The sequence below is a fragment of the Mitsuokella sp. oral taxon 131 str. W9106 genome, from assembly GCF_000469545.1.
Classification (GTDB): domain Bacteria; phylum Bacillota; class Negativicutes; order Selenomonadales; family Selenomonadaceae; genus AWVT01.
The window spans coordinates 101,859-115,585 of sequence record NZ_KI273060.1 but is presented as its reverse complement, the minus strand read 5'-3'; the positions used below and the strand labels follow the sequence as shown (position 1 = coordinate 115,585).

The 13,727-nt window shown below is 59.7% G+C and carries 14 protein-coding genes; 1 reads left to right on the top strand and 13 read right to left on the bottom strand.

The window, feature by feature from the left end; translation table 11 throughout:
- Positions 1–160 precede the first annotated feature (160 nt).
- The 13 genes from HMPREF1985_RS06965 to rpmH form a co-directional block, all read right to left on the bottom strand.
- A complete protein-coding gene (locus tag HMPREF1985_RS06965) occupies positions 161–958 on the bottom strand; it encodes a polysaccharide deacetylase family protein (protein ID WP_155943535.1) in 798 nt (265 codons plus the stop codon).
- The gene (whiA, locus tag HMPREF1985_RS06960; RefSeq protein WP_021771845.1) at positions 958–1,929 is read right to left on the bottom strand and encodes a DNA-binding protein WhiA; all 972 of its coding nucleotides are present in this window, start codon (positions 1,927–1,929) and stop codon (positions 958–960) included. The genes HMPREF1985_RS06965 and whiA overlap by 1 nt, the downstream gene beginning before the upstream one ends.
- A gap of 15 nt (positions 1,930–1,944) precedes the next feature.
- Complete coding sequence (yvcK, locus tag HMPREF1985_RS06955; RefSeq protein ID WP_021771844.1) at positions 1,945–3,276, bottom strand: gluconeogenesis factor YvcK family protein; 1,332 nt, start codon at positions 3,274–3,276, stop codon at positions 1,945–1,947.
- The gene (rapZ, locus tag HMPREF1985_RS06950; RefSeq protein WP_021771843.1) at positions 3,277–4,203 is read right to left on the bottom strand and encodes an RNase adapter RapZ; all 927 of its coding nucleotides are present in this window, start codon (positions 4,201–4,203) and stop codon (positions 3,277–3,279) included.
- Complete coding sequence (locus HMPREF1985_RS06945; RefSeq protein WP_040637349.1) at positions 4,200–5,012, bottom strand: Cof-type HAD-IIB family hydrolase; 813 nt, start codon at positions 5,010–5,012, stop codon at positions 4,200–4,202. Before HMPREF1985_RS06945 ends, rapZ begins: the two co-directional genes overlap by 4 nt.
- Positions 5,013–5,189: 177 nt before the next feature.
- Entirely contained in the window at positions 5,190–5,906 is a 717-nt protein-coding gene (gene rsmG / locus HMPREF1985_RS06940; RefSeq protein WP_021771841.1) for a 16S rRNA (guanine(527)-N(7))-methyltransferase RsmG, read from the bottom strand.
- Entirely contained in the window at positions 5,899–7,818 is a 1,920-nt protein-coding gene (mnmG, locus tag HMPREF1985_RS06935) for a tRNA uridine-5-carboxymethylaminomethyl(34) synthesis enzyme MnmG (protein WP_040637347.1), read from the bottom strand. Before mnmG ends, rsmG begins: the two co-directional genes overlap by 8 nt.
- Before the next feature lie 12 nt (positions 7,819–7,830).
- Entirely contained in the window at positions 7,831–9,255 is a 1,425-nt protein-coding gene (gene mnmE / locus HMPREF1985_RS06930; RefSeq protein WP_021771839.1) for a tRNA uridine-5-carboxymethylaminomethyl(34) synthesis GTPase MnmE, read from the bottom strand.
- 105 nt (positions 9,256–9,360) lie between these two features.
- Positions 9,361–10,272 (bottom strand): RNA-binding cell elongation regulator Jag/EloR, encoded by a 912-nt coding sequence (jag, locus tag HMPREF1985_RS06925; RefSeq protein WP_021771838.1) that lies wholly within the window; start codon positions 10,270–10,272, stop codon positions 9,361–9,363.
- Complete coding sequence (locus HMPREF1985_RS06920; protein WP_021771837.1) at positions 10,272–10,955, bottom strand: YidC/Oxa1 family membrane protein insertase; 684 nt, start codon at positions 10,953–10,955, stop codon at positions 10,272–10,274. Before HMPREF1985_RS06920 ends, jag begins: the two co-directional genes overlap by 1 nt.
- A 90-nt stretch (positions 10,956–11,045) precedes the next feature.
- Complete coding sequence (yidD, locus tag HMPREF1985_RS06915) at positions 11,046–11,255, bottom strand: membrane protein insertion efficiency factor YidD (RefSeq protein WP_021771836.1); 210 nt, start codon at positions 11,253–11,255, stop codon at positions 11,046–11,048.
- A complete protein-coding gene (gene rnpA, locus HMPREF1985_RS06910; protein ID WP_040637345.1) occupies positions 11,252–11,596 on the bottom strand; it encodes a ribonuclease P protein component in 345 nt (114 codons plus the stop codon). The genes yidD and rnpA overlap by 4 nt, the downstream gene beginning before the upstream one ends.
- An 86-nt stretch (positions 11,597–11,682) precedes the next feature.
- Positions 11,683–11,817, bottom strand: a complete 135-nt coding sequence (gene rpmH, locus HMPREF1985_RS06905) for a 50S ribosomal protein L34 (RefSeq protein ID WP_021771834.1) — start codon at positions 11,815–11,817, stop codon at positions 11,683–11,685.
- Positions 11,818–12,170: 353 nt separating this feature from the next.
- Between rpmH and dnaA the strand changes: the two genes are divergently transcribed.
- Positions 12,171–13,604, top strand: coding sequence for a chromosomal replication initiator protein DnaA (dnaA, locus tag HMPREF1985_RS06900; RefSeq protein WP_021771832.1), 1,434 nt, complete (start codon positions 12,171–12,173; stop codon positions 13,602–13,604).
- Positions 13,605–13,727: the final 123 nt, after the last annotated feature.

The window sequence follows — 13,727 nt, the reverse complement described above, 5'->3', positions numbered from 1 at the left end:
ACCCTAGGCGAATCCCCCTGTCAATACCTTTTGCAAAAAAAGTTTCGATTTTTCTTCCTGTCGGACGAAGCAGGTCCTGCCGCGCAAAATGTCGAAGAAACACGGCAGAAAAGCAGGGTCGATGGACGGCATCGACATCGAGCCCACAAGGCGGGTATGATTACGACTGCGCGATGTGCTGCTTGATCCTGAGCAGCGTCCAAATCTTTGCTTTCAGCAGGCGCGCCTTGAATTCCAAAATGCCCAAGCGCGGATGCGGCACGTTGACGCGCTGCATGAGGTAGGGGTTTGTCGCCATCGTATTGAGTCCCGCATCGCCCGTGACAGCTGTCAGATACGCATTCTTTTCGAGCATGGCAGGAAGCGACGCATCGTATGCGCCATTTGGATAGGAAAAGGAAAAGACGGTATGGATTCCGTTCCATTCGAGCAGCAGTTTGGAGAGGCGCAGCTCATCGTCCTGTTTCTTCGGGTCAAAGGTCGTGAGCGGCTGATGGTTCGCCGTGTGGCTGCCGATCTCCATGCCGCGCGCCTGCATGTCGCGGAGCTGGTTCCACGTGAGGTACCCCTCGCGTCCGATGCGGTTCGTGATCATGTAGACGGTGCCTTTCATGCCGTATTCCTCAAGAATCGGCAGGAGCGTCGTATAGTTGTTTTCATAACCGTCGTCGAAGGTGAGAACGACGGGCTTTTGGGGGAGCATGAGCTTCCCTTTTTTTGCCTTTGCGTAGTCGAGCATGGAGATCGTCTCGTAGCCCTCTGCACGCAGATAGGCAAGCTGTTCGCGAAAATCCTCCGGCGGCACATTGTATGCCCACTCGTCGCTCGGCACGCTGTCCGCAACCTCATGATACTCGAGGACGAGGACGCCCTTCGGCGTCGGCGCGAGCACGGCAGCGAGTGCCAGCATGGCAAGCAGCAGCGCGATGCCTGCCATTACGCGTTTCACGATTTTCATCATCGATACTCCTTTCGGGCAAAAGATTTCCCCATTTGCTTCCCTCGCAGTTTTGCCGCCATGGCGCACAGCTTCCGCATGCGGTGGCTGAGCCCGGACTTCGTCAGATGGATCGCGTCTGCGAGTTCCGCAAGGCTCGCCGCCGGCTGTGCAAGCCGCGCGTCTGCGACTTCGCGCAAGGCTTCCGGAAGCCCGTCGAGCACGCCTGCCGCCGCGAGGTGCTGGATATCTGCAAGCTGCCTGCCCGCGGCATCGACCGCCTTTTGGAGGTTCGCCGTCTCACAGTTGACAAGGCGATTGACCTGTTCGCGCACTTCCTTGATGTTGCGTGCGACCTCCATTGCGGAGACCGCCTTTTCCGCGCCCATCATCGCGAGGAAGTCGAGGATCGCATCCCCCTCCTTGAGGTAGACGACGTAGCTCTCTTTCCGATCGGTAAAGCCGACAGGAAATTCCATGCGCCGCAATAGATTATGAAGCAATTTGCCAAGGCCGTAGCTTCCCGTCACGAGTTCGAGGTGGCTCTGCGCATCGGGTCGGCTCACGCTTCCGCCGCCGAGAAATGCGCCGCGCAGGTACGCCGCACGGCAGCACGACTTCCGGAGGAGCCTGGCGTCTGAATCCATGTTGAGCCGCTCTTCCTGCAAAAAGCCGAGCGTCTCCAAAAGTGCGGAGACGTTGGGCGCAGGCGGAACCGAAACGGTGTACCGGTTGTTCTTTTTGAGCCGTCGGTTTCGGCTGACCGTGACCTCGGTCTTGACGCCGCCGCCCTCGCTCTTCAGGAGTTGCAGCGCCTTGCGCGCAACGGCGGCATTTTCCGTCTTGAAGTTCAGCCCGAAGGTATGGCGCGCACCGAGCGCAATCGTCGCGCCCATGCGAAGGAGCGCCGCAAGTTCCGCCGTGCGGCAGCAGGGCGATTCGTACGAAAGGCGCGCCGCCTCATTCTTTACTTCCGTCGCAAACGATGGCATAGCGTCCTCCCGCGATCAAATCCCATGCCGGCCGCGCATGAAGTATTTGCCGTTCCCGCTCGGACGCAGGCCGTCGACCATCTTCATGACATTCTTGCAAAGCTTGTCCGGATCGTGGCGAATGACTTCCTTTTGGTTGATGATGTCCGCCTTGACGAAGCCGATGCCGAGCGCATTGATCGCCGTCTCGTCGACGACGACGGGCGCAGCTCCTTCCTTCGCATAATACGCCTTCATCTCCTTTGAGATCGGCGCGCTATTGACGAGCATGAAGTCGATGATCCCCTTTCCACCGTGGTCGATGATCGCCTTTGCGTGCATGGACGCCGTGTAGCCGTCCGTTTCGCCGGGCTGCGTCATGACATTGCAGATATAGATCTTGAGTGCCTTGCTCCGCCGGATCGCGTCCGCAACGCCGTCGACGAGAAGGTTCGGCATGATGCTCGTGTAGAGGCTGCCCGGGCCGAGCACAATGGCATCCGCATTTTCGAGCGCGTCGAGCGCCGCCTGAACGGGCTTTACATGCGGGGGAAAAAGGCGCACGCGGCGAATCCGCTTTTTGACCTCGGGGATGTGCGACTCGCCCTCGACGACCGTACCGTCCGCCATGATCGCATCGAGGCGCACGTACTCCTTCGAAGCGGGAAGCACCTCCCCCCTGACCGCGAGGACTTTGGACGACTCGCGAAGCGCTCGCTCCACGTCGCCCGTGACCTCTGCCATCGCAGCGATGAAGAGGTTGCCGAACGAATGGCCCGCAAGCTCGCTCTCGCCCTTGAACCGATACTGAAAGAGTTTTTCCATGAGCGGCTCGGTGTCGGCGAGCGCGACGAGGCAGTTGCGCAGGTCGCCCGGCGGGATCATGCCGAAGTCCTCGCGCAGGCGCCCAGACGAGCCGCCGTCATCGGCGACTGTCACGACGGCGCTGACGTTGCTCGTCGCCCTCTTGATGCCGCGCAAAAGGACGGAGAGCCCATGCCCGCCGCCGACCACGACGATCGACGGTCCCTTGCCGAGACGGCGCTTCTCGTAGATGAGATCGACGAGGCGTCCGCTTCCCTCCGGCAGCAGCACCATGATGACCGAACGGATGATATAGCGCGTCGCGATGAGCATGAGCACGATGCCGAACGCAAAGACGGCGACGCCTGCGAGCGTCGTAAACGTGTAGTTGTAGCTGCCCTGCCAAAGGTAGATGAAGCGGAACAGCTCTTCTTCAATGAAATCGATGACCTTGTAGTTGAATATGAGCGCAACGCCAAGGCTCAGCAGCATGACGCCGATCGAAAAAAGCAGCATCCACCGCTTGAATTTCATGCCGGGATACAGCCATTTCAAAAGATGCATTCAGCATTCCTCCCGCACGTGCTCATGCACGTCGTTCTTCATGAGGTCGCGGTGCTCGATGCGTACAGGATATCCCTGCCCGGCAAGGCGATCGTAAATATGTTTTGCGGTAAAGACGCTGCGGTGCAGTCCGCCCGTGCAGCCGACGGCAATGACGAGCTGGCTCTTTCCCTCCTTGACGTACTGCGGCACGAGAAAATCCATCATGTTGTCGAGGCGCGAGAGGAACTCCTGCGTCACGGGCCACTTTGCGATGTACGCCGCGACCTCCGGCACCGCGCCGCTCTTGTGGCGCATCTCCTCCACATAGAATGGGTTCGGCAAGAAGCGCACGTCGAGCACGAGGTCGGCGTCGAGCGGCATGCCGAACTTAAAGCCGAACGAAAGCACGTTGATATTCATCTGATCGCCGCCGCCCAGCCCGAAGAGGCGGTGGATCTTGTCGCGCAGCGTCGCCTTCGCGAGATCGGACGTGTCGATGACGTACGTCGCCTTTGCGCGCACGAGCGCAAGCCGCTCGCGCTCCTTTGCGACGCCTGCCGAAATGCGCGCCGATGGTGCCATCGGATGGCGGCGGCGCGTCTCCTTGTAACGCCTTATGATCGTCTCGTCCGACGCATCCATGAAGAGCATCTCATACGGCACGTCGTCGCGGTCAAGCACCTCAAGCGTGTGCACGAACACGTCAAAGAACTCGCGGCTGCGCACGTCGACGACGAGCACGACCTTGCCGACATGCCCGCCCGCATGCTTGCAGAGCTCAACGAATTTCGGAATGAATATGGGCGGCAGATTGTCGACACAAAAGTAGCCGAGATCCTCAAGATAGCGGCTCGCCTGTGTCTTGCCGCCGCCCGACATGCCGGTCACAATGACAAGGCGAAAGGGCTCGGCAGCGTCTGCCTGCTCCCCTGTCTCTGAATTCATTGGCGCATTCCTCCTTCAAGTACGTAGTCGTAAACTGCCTTTGCAAACCCGTTTTCGCTGCACTTTGCCGTCTCGTAGTCGCATGCTGCCTTGACCTCCGGCACGGCGTTCCCCATCGCAATGCTCCTGCCTGCCGCACGAAGCATCGGCAGATCGTTGTCCGCATCGCCGATCGCCATCGTCTCCGCGAGCGGAATGCCGAGGATCCCGGTGAGCCGCACGAGCGCTGACGCCTTGGAAACGCCCGGGCTTACGATCTCCGCATAGTTCGCATTGGAGCGCATCGCCTCGATACGCTCCCCGAAATGCGCGTTGAGCGCCGCAACGCGCGCATCGGTTTCCTCTCCGCCAGACGTGATGGAGAGCAGTTTGCAGACCTCCTCCGTGCACGAACGAAGCCCATCCCATCCGACGATCTCTCCCTGGATCTCCTGATTCTGCTCATACGCCCTTGCGTATGCGTCGTACTGGGCAAAAAGCACGCGATCCGCACAGTACGACTGCAAATGCCATCCGCGTTCCTGACCGAACGTCACGACCTCTCGGATCAAATCAGGCGGCAAGAACTTTGAGAAAAGCACCTCCCCGGACATGCGTTTGATGAGCGCACCATTGTATGCAATGATCGGAGCATCGACGCCGAGCTGCTCGGCAATCGGCAATGCCGCTCGGAACATACGCCCCGTCGCAAGCGTCACCACGACCCCTGCGGCAGTCGCAGCCTGCGCCGCCTTGATATTCCCCAACGAAACGGTTCGTCCCGAAGGCAATAACGTGCCATCAAGATCCGTTACCAATAATTTAACCACGCGGCTTCCTCACCTGCCTTATCCCCTCTATTGTCTCATATTTAGCGAGAAATGCAAGAGAGGCCATACGGGAAACTACAGCAAAAAGCAGCCCTCCCACACGGATGGGCTGCTCCCTTTGCGAAAATTCCCGTCAATGGCTGCGGACAGAATATCGACGCGGATATTGGGCTTTCTTCAAAGAATGGGCGATTTTGCGGGCGTTCCCGCCTTGCGCGGATACGGCTTCGGCGTCGGCATGGCTTTTTCGATGCAAAGGACGGCGCGCTTGTCGGAAAGCCCTGGCAGATGCACTTCACGGATGCCGATTCCCCTGCCGCCGAGCACTTTGACCGCATGTTTCGCCTCCGCTGCCTCTTCGGCAAATGCCTTTCCCTTCAGTGCGAGGAAGCGCCCGCCAAGGCGGACGAACGGCATCGCATACTCGGCGAGGACGGGAAGGCGTGCGACAGCGCGTGCGCAGACGATGTCGAACTGCTCGCGATACGCTTGGTCGCGCGCGGCTTCCTCGGCGCGTGCGTGGACGCAGGTCACGCCGTCGAGATGAAGCGCATCCGTGACGGCCTGCAGGAATCGGATGCGTTTGTTGAGCGAATCCATGAGCGTCAAGCGGATCGCGGGCGCGAATAGCTTGAGCGGCAGTCCCGGAAATCCCGCGCCCGTGCCGATGTCGAGGACCGTCGTGCCATCCGAAAAGGGCGCGGCGGCGCATGCCGAAATCGAGTCGATGACATGCTTTACCGCGACGCCCTCGGGATCGGTGATCGCCGTGAGGTTGACGTGCTCGTTCCACTCGACGAGCAGCTCGTAGTAGCGCGTGAACTGCGCGAGCTGCACGTCGCTCAGCGGCGTGCCATAGTCTTTCGCGGCACGCGCGAGGATTTCCTTAAACACGCGTTTCCCCTCCCCTTTCTCCCTGACGCATCCTCCGACGCTGTTCGAGGTAGACGAGCAGGACGGAGACGTCGGCTGGCGAGACGCCGCTGATGCGCGATGCCTGCCCGACAGAATGCGGACGGATGGCGGCGAGCTTTTCGCGCGCCTCATCGCGCAGGCTCGGCACGTCTGCATAGTCGATCGACTCGGGCAGGAGCTTCGCCTCCAGTCTTTCGACGTGCGCGACTTGGTCGAGCTGCTTTTGGATATAGCCCTCGTACCGTACCATGGTCTCGACTTCTTCGCAGACGTCTTTTTCGAGCGGCGCAAGGGAAAATACCTGTGCGAGATGCGCGTACGTCACGCCTTGGCGGCGCAGGAGATCGCCAACGGGCATCGCGGTCTTGATGGGAAGCAGCCCTGCCGCCTCCAACCGATCATTCGTTTCCTGGCTCGGACGGATGAGACGCTCTTTCAGTTCCTGCATCGCGCCCTTGATCGCCGCACGCTTCTGCTCGAATTTTGCCCAGCGCGCATTCGTTACGAGCCCGATGCGCCGCCCGTGCGGCGTGAGCCGAAGGTCGGCATTGTCCTGTCGGAGCAGCAGGCGGTACTCGGCGCGGCTCGTCATGATGCGGTACGGCTCGTTCGTTCCCTTCGTGACGAGATCGTCGATGAGCACGCCGATATAGGCTTCGGACCGCTTGAGCACAAGCGGTTTCTCGCCTTTTATGCGCATCGCCGCGTTGATGCCAGCGATGAGTCCCTGCGCCGCCGCTTCCTCATAGCCCGACGTGCCGTTTGCCTGTCCCGCCGAAAAAAATCCACGGATCGCCTTGAATTCGAGCGATGCCTTGAGCTGCAGCGGATCGATGCAGTCGTACTCGATGGCGTAGCCCGCGCGCATGACGCGCGCGTGGCGAAGCCCGGGTATCGTATGGAGAAAGGCGATCTGCACGTCCATCGGCATGCTCGTCGACATGCCCTGCACATAGATTTCATTCGTATGGAGCCCCTCCGGCTCCAAGAAGAGCTGATGGCGGTCTTTTCCCGGAAAGCGCAGGATTTTCGTCTCGATGGAAGGACAGTAGCGCGGTCCGATGCCCTCGATGATGCCGTTTGCCATGGGCGCGCGCCCCATGTTTTCGCGCAGGATCCGATGCGTCTCCTCGTTCGTATAGGTGAGATAGCACGGCACCTGCTCACGCGTGCGCTCCTCGGTCAAAAACGAGAAGTTCGGCGCGTCCTCGTGTCCCCGTTGGATCTCCATCTCCTCGAAATCGAGCGTGCGCGCGTCGACACGGGCCGGCGTGCCCGTCTTAAAGCGCATAAGGGCGACCCCTGCGCGCGCGAGCGAATCCGAAAAGGAGAACGCGGCCCGCTGTCCAGATGGACCGCCCGCATACTGCGTCTCGCCGATGATGATGCGCCCCTTGAGATACGTGCCCGTCGCCATGACGACAACCGGTGCAAGGTAGATCTCGCCCGTCTCCGCCCGCACGCCGCGCACGGCGTCTCGATCCTCCGTGAGCAGCAGCTCCGTGATGAGGAGCTGCTTGACGTCGAGATATTCCGTGTTTTCACACGTCTCTTTCATCTGGAGCTGATAGCGCTTTTTGTCCGCCTGTGCGCGAAGTGCGTGGACGGCAGGTCCCTTTCCCGTGTTGAGCAGGCGGAACTGGATGCACGTCTTGTCGGCATTGACGCCCATCTCGCCGCCGAGCGCGTCAAGCTCGCGCACGAGATGCCCCTTTCCGGGGCCGCCGACGGACGGATTGCAGGGCATGAGCGCAATGTTGTCCATCGAGAGCGTCGCCATAAGCGTGCGGCAGCCGAGACGCGCGGCGGCAAGCGATGCCTCGACGCCCGCGTGGCCTGCGCCGATCACGATGACGTCGTAATCGCCCGCAACGAATGAAAAATCTTGCATGTCCATCCTTCTTTATTTGCCAATGCAGAACTTGCTGAAAATCTCGTCCAAAATCGCATCGCCGACGGTCTCGCCTGTGAGCTCGCCGAGGGCTTCCACCGCTGAGCGCAGGTCAATGGAGACGAAATCGAGTCCCATTTCCTGTTCCATCGTAAGAATCGCGGCGCGCAAGTGCTCTTCGGCACGGCGCAGGGCATCTGCCTGACGCGCGTCTGCGACGAAATCCGCCTCGTCCCCTTCCGCAGCATCTTGGTAGGCGATACGGCAAACGGCGTCCGTGAGCACGTCAAAGCCGATCCTATCCACACCGCCCTTTGCCTGCGCCGCGATTTCGATGACCTGCGGCATGGAGCCGGATGCCGAGACGACGCCCATCGCTTTCACGCGCGCAAGCAGATCCTCACGCGTCGTCTTGGGCGGGAGATCGGCCTTCGTAAGCAGGAGAATCGCCTGCTTTTTCTTGAGCAAGGAGAGAATCGCCTCGTCCTCTTCGCCGAGCGGGCGCGACCGATCAAACAGCGCGAGCACGAGCGCAGCGCGCGCGGCGTAGTCCCGCGCCCGCTCGACGCCGATCCGCTCGACGGTGTCCTCCGTCGCGCGGATCCCCGCCGTGTCGATGATGCGCAGCGGCACGCCGCCGACATCGGCGTACTCCTCAATGGCATCGCGCGTCGTGCCGGGAATATCGGTGACGATCGCGCGCTCTTCGCGAAGAAGCGCATTCAGGAGGCTCGACTTACCGACGTTCGGCCTGCCGACAATAGCCGTCAAAAGCCCGTCGCGCAGGATGCGCCCCGCGTTCGCCGTCGACAGAATCCCGCGTATTTCCTCTGCAAGCCGCGTGATGTCACGCGTGAGGTCGACGTCCAGCACGTCGTCGACTTCGTTCTCCGGAAAGTCGATCGCCGCCTCGATATGGGCGACCATGCTGAGAATTTGATGGCGCATGGCACGGATGCGGTCTGAAAAATGACCAGCAAGATGACCCTGCGCCATCTTGAGGGCGCGGTCGCTCCGCGCCTCGACAACCGCCATGACGGCTTCCGCCTGCGCGAGGTCGATCCTGCCGTTCAAAAAGGCGCGTTTCGTGAACTCGCCGCGCTCTGCGGCTCGTGCGCCCGCCTCCCACGTGCGCGCGAGCACGCGGCGCATGACGCTCTGCCCGCCGTGGCACTGAAGCTCGACGACATCCTCGCAGGTGTAGGAATGCGGCGCACGCATGACGAGCGCCAGTCCCTCGTCAACCGGCGTCCCGTCACGCTCGACAACGCAGCCGTAGACGGCGCAGTGGCTCGCGGCTTCCGCGAGCGCCTTCTGGCTGCGCGCGCGAAATACCGCATCCGCCACAGAGAGCGCATGGCTGCCGCTGATGCGCACGATGCCGATGCCGCCCTCTCCCCTTGGCGTCGCAATCGCGCTGATCGTATCGCTCTTCATGCCATCCTCCTATTGCTACATCATGGATACATCGATACAGAAAAAGGCTCGCTCCCAAAAGGAGAAAGCCCTTTCACCGCTTTCTTTGCTGCTTCTTGCCAACGATCAATACGCGCCGCGCTCATAGTCGCTGTCTTCACGGCGACGGTGCCGCTTCGGCACGATGACGACGTAGCGGCGCGGCTCGACGCCTGCGCTGTAGGACGTCACGCGGCGGTTGCCTTGCAGCGCCATGTGGATGATCTTGCGCTCGTGACGCGTCATCGGCTCAAGGTGGATTTCCTGTCCGATGCTGCACGCTTTGTCCGCGAGGTGTCCCGCGAGCCGCATGAGCGTCGTCTCACGGCGCGCACGGTAGTCCTCGATATCGAGGATGAGGTGCAGGTGCTCGCCTTCGTGCGTGCGGTTCGCCACGAGATTCGCAAGGTACTGCAGGGAATCGAGCGTCTGCCCATGCTTGCCGATGAGAATGCCGAGATTGTCGCCTGAGAGGTTGAAGATAACCCCGTCCGATGAAGCACTGCGCGTGACGGCAACGTCCATCTGCATCGCTTCAAAGATTTCGTGCAGGAAGCGCTCTGCCTTGTCGGCGAGCGGCCCGTTGACTGCCCGCTCATTCGTCGCAAGAAGGCGCGCTTCGTAGCTCGTATGGCCTTCGCCCTCTTCCATTTCCATGCGTTCCATGCGCGCACGGAAGTCTCTGCTGCCCGTGTTTTCCGCGTGCACATCGCGCTCCGGATCCGCCAGCACGCGGGAGGAGCCGGAAGCAGGAGCCATCTTACCTGCATCGGCGGGAACTGGAACCTCTTGCGGCGCGGCCGCAGGGGCGGGCACACTCGCCTTCTCCTTTTCCGTGACGCGGACGCGGGCAGGCTTTGAAAAAAAGCCAAAGAAGCCGCCGGTTGCCTGCTGAAGGACGTCGATTTCGGCATCTTCCCGCGCGCATCCAAGCTCCGATAAAGCAGCCCGAATCGCTTCCTCAACGGTTGCTGCTTCTCGTTCTACTGCCTTGCCCATCAAGCTTTCTCCTTTTCCTTCTTGTCCTCTATTTTGTCATCCCTGCGGTACATCCACCACTGCTGCCCGATCTGCACGAGGTTCATCGTGACCCAATACAGGACGAGGCCGGACGGAAACGAAAGCGAGATGTAGCCGATGAAGAGCGGCATGACCGTCATCATGATCTTCATCTGACCGTTCATCTCGGTCGTCGTCTGCTTCTGCTGCAGGAATGTCGTCAGTGCGGATAGGACCGGCAGGATGTAGAGCGGATCCGGCTCGGACATCGTCGGCAGCCAAAGGAACTGCGCTGCCTCAGGCGACGGGTAGGTAAAGTTGTAGAGCGCGTAGTACATGCCCATGAGGATCGGCATCTGCACGAGGAGCGGCAGGCAGCCCGCGAGCGGGTTTACCCCCGACTCCTTGTAGAGCGCGCCGATCTTCTGCTGAAGCACCTTCGGGTTGTCCTTGTACTTCTCCTGTATCTTTTTCATCTTCGGCGACAGCTCCTGCATCGCCTTCATCGATCTGACCTGCTTGACGGTCAGCGGGTAGAGGATCATCTTGATGAGAATCGTCAAGAGGACGATCGCCGCGCCGTAGCTGTCGAGCCCGACTGCGCTTGTGATTGTGTAGAGCGCCTGCAAAACGAAGTGCAGGATATCCTCAATCGGCGAGAGGAGGGAACTGAAAAACTGCAAAGTCTCACGTCCTTAACTACTGATAGGGTTCATCGTGCAAAAATAGCGTTCAAAATCAAATCCACGTTTCCTCGAGAATACGGGAACGTTTCACGGCACGGGGTCATAGCCTCCCTTGTGAAACGGATGGCAGCGGCAGATTCGCTTGAGCGCGAGCCAGCCGCCGCGCCGTGCGCCGTAGCGCGTGATTGCCTCCAGCGCGTACGCCGAACACGTCGGCACGTAGCGGCATGACGGCGGAAACATCGGCGAGAGAAAGGCGCGGTAAAAGCGAATGGCCGCCAAGAAGATCGTCTTCATGAGAAGATGCCCATCTTCCTGCCGAGCGCCAAATAGGCGCGTTCGACCACATCGCGCTTCGCAGTCGTCATCGCCTTGCGGCCGACGAGCAGAATCGCAACGCCTTCCCGAAGCTCCTCCTGATGGAGGCGATAGCACTCGCGAAGAAGCCGCTTGACGCGGTTGCGGACGACGGCGCAGCCGAGCTTCTTACCTGCGGCAAAGCCGACTTTTCCCGCATGCTCCTCCGTTTCCATGACGTATAGGACGAAGTAGCGGCACGCCATAGATCGTCCCGCATGATAGACATGCTGAAAATCCGGCCGCTTTTTGATGATGCGTACTTTCGGTAATCTAAGCACCCGCTACACCCTTCTGATCCATCGCAAAATCAACGGCCACCTTCGCATAAAAACAGGAAAAGGCCACCGAAGTGACCTTGCTCGTCTTATGCCGAAAGCCTCTTTCTGCCGCGCTGGCGCCTTCTCCGCAGCACAAGGCGGCCGCCCTTCGTCTTCATGCGTGCACGGAAACCGTGCGTCTTCTTTCTCCAGTGATTGTTCGGTTGATACGTCTGCTTCATTCGATCCCACCTCCTTGTCGTCGTCTTCGCTATCCACGAATCTTGCAAAATTATAGCGTATTCGTCCTTTCCATGTCAAGGCATTTCCATGCGATTTTCCGCGTTTTCCCCAAAGAATCTGTGGACAACTCGCCCTTTTTTACACCTTCTTAATGTGAAATCTGTTGATAACTCGTCCCGATTTTGATACACTAGAATCAATTCTCTGCGGAATCGTTTTTTTGCCGTCGTGCGACGCCCTGCCTTCGGCTTTTTTCATGTTATCCACACGTGTGTATAGTTTTGTGGATAATTTTATTCACTTATGAAATCCAGTTTTCGCTTTCTGGGTTGGAAGGAAAGGAACATGTTCTATGGAGCAGACACAGCTTCAAGCTGCCTGGGAACAGATTTATACGGAAATCAAAAGGGAACTATCGGGTTCTGCCCTCATGTGGGTCCAGCCGATAAAGCCGCTCTCCTTTGAAAGCGGAACGCTCGTCCTCACGATCCCCAGCGACATGGGGCGCGACTGGGTGCTCACGAAGTACCGTCTGATTTTGGAAGCCGCTGCCAAAAAGACACTTAAGGGCTTCACTGGCTTTGAGATTCGCAGCACGCAGGAAGCGGATCCGGACGAAACCGCAGGTGCTAAGCCACAGCCCCCCGCGCAGACGACGCGCGCGAAAAAAGCCGATCCAGGGCAGGGCAGTCTCTTCGCCGACACGCCTTCTGGGAGAAGCGCAGGCACGAAGGAAATGCACCTCGTCGCACCGGGAGACCGTTCCTCGCTCAACCCAAAGTACACCTTCGATACATTCGTGACAGGCGGCTCCAACCGATTCGCCCATGCTGCCGCTATGGCCGTCGCGAAAGATCCAGGCAAGGCGTACAACCCTTTTTTTATGTACGGCGGCGTCGGGCTCGGCAAGACGCACCTCATGCACGCCATCGGCAATGCCGTGCTTGAAACGCACCCCGACATGCGCGTGCTCTACGTTTCGAGCGAACAGTTCACCAATGAGATCATCCGCGCCATCCAAGAAGGACGCCCGGAAATGTTCCGCCAGAAATACCGCACGATCGACGTGCTCATGGTCGACGATATCCAGTTCATTTCCGGGAAGGTCAGTACGCAGGAAGAGTTCTTCAACACGTTCAACGCGCTCCACGTCGCCGACAAACAGATCATCATTTCGTCCGACCGTCCGCCGCGCGAGGTGCAGAAGCTCGAAGACCGCCTGCGCTCCCGCTTCGAGGGCGGCCTCATCACCGACATCCAGGCGCCGGATCTCGAAACGCGCATCGCCATCCTCAAGAACAAGGCCATCCTCGATGGCGTCGACGTGCCGAACGACGTCATGGTCTTCATCGCGAGCCGCATCGATACCAACATCCGCGAGCTCGAAGGCGCACTCACGCGCGTCGTCGCCTACGCTTCGCTGACGCGGCAGGAAATCACGACGGAAGTCGTTTCCGAGGCTCTCAAAGACGTCTTTCCGAATCGCGCAGCAAAGGAAATCACGTTGGACGTCATCCAGGAAGTCGTCGCACAGTATTTCAAGATACGCATCGATGCGCTGCAATCAAAAAAGCGCACACGCGAGATCGCGCTCCCGCGTCAGATCGCGATGTACCTCTGCCGCGAGCTCACGGATACGTCCCTGCCGCAGATCGGAAAATTCTTCGGTGGCAGGGACCATACGACCGTGATCCACGCGTATGACAAAATCGCATCGGAAAAGGAAACCGACGCAAAGATCGGCAAGATCATCGCCGACCTCATCGAAGGGATACAGAAAATCTGAGGAGCGGACGATACTGCCATTCGCAGGGATCGGCGCAAATCCATGTCGATAAGATTGTGGACGGCCAACTGGAATTCCTGTCGATACGTTGTGGATAAACATCGCAGAAACTCTTCCCTGTGG

Excerpts from the sequence above, each read along its gene's own strand:
- HMPREF1985_RS06965 (WP_155943535.1), bottom strand. The coding sequence starts at position 958 with ATGAAAATCGTGAAACGCGTAATGGCAGGCATCGCGCTGCTGCTTGCC.
- whiA (WP_021771845.1), bottom strand. The coding sequence starts at position 1,929 with ATGCCATCGTTTGCGACGGAAGTAAAGAATGAGGCGGCGCGCCTTTCG.
- yvcK (WP_021771844.1), bottom strand. The coding sequence starts at position 3,276 with ATGCATCTTTTGAAATGGCTGTATCCCGGCATGAAATTCAAGCGGTGG.
- rapZ (WP_021771843.1), bottom strand. The coding sequence starts at position 4,203 with ATGAATTCAGAGACAGGGGAGCAGGCAGACGCTGCCGAGCCCTTTCGC.
- mnmG (WP_040637347.1), bottom strand. The coding sequence starts at position 7,818 with ATGCAAGATTTTTCATTCGTTGCGGGCGATTACGACGTCATCGTGATC.
- mnmE (WP_021771839.1), bottom strand. The coding sequence starts at position 9,255 with ATGAAGAGCGATACGATCAGCGCGATTGCGACGCCAAGGGGAGAGGGC.
- jag (WP_021771838.1), bottom strand. The coding sequence starts at position 10,272 with ATGGGCAAGGCAGTAGAACGAGAAGCAGCAACCGTTGAGGAAGCGATT.
- yidD (WP_021771836.1), bottom strand. The coding sequence starts at position 11,255 with ATGAAGACGATCTTCTTGGCGGCCATTCGCTTTTACCGCGCCTTTCTC.
- rpmH (WP_021771834.1), bottom strand. The coding sequence starts at position 11,817 with ATGAAGCAGACGTATCAACCGAACAATCACTGGAGAAAGAAGACGCAC.
- dnaA (WP_021771832.1), top strand. The coding sequence starts at position 12,171 with ATGGAGCAGACACAGCTTCAAGCTGCCTGGGAACAGATTTATACGGAA.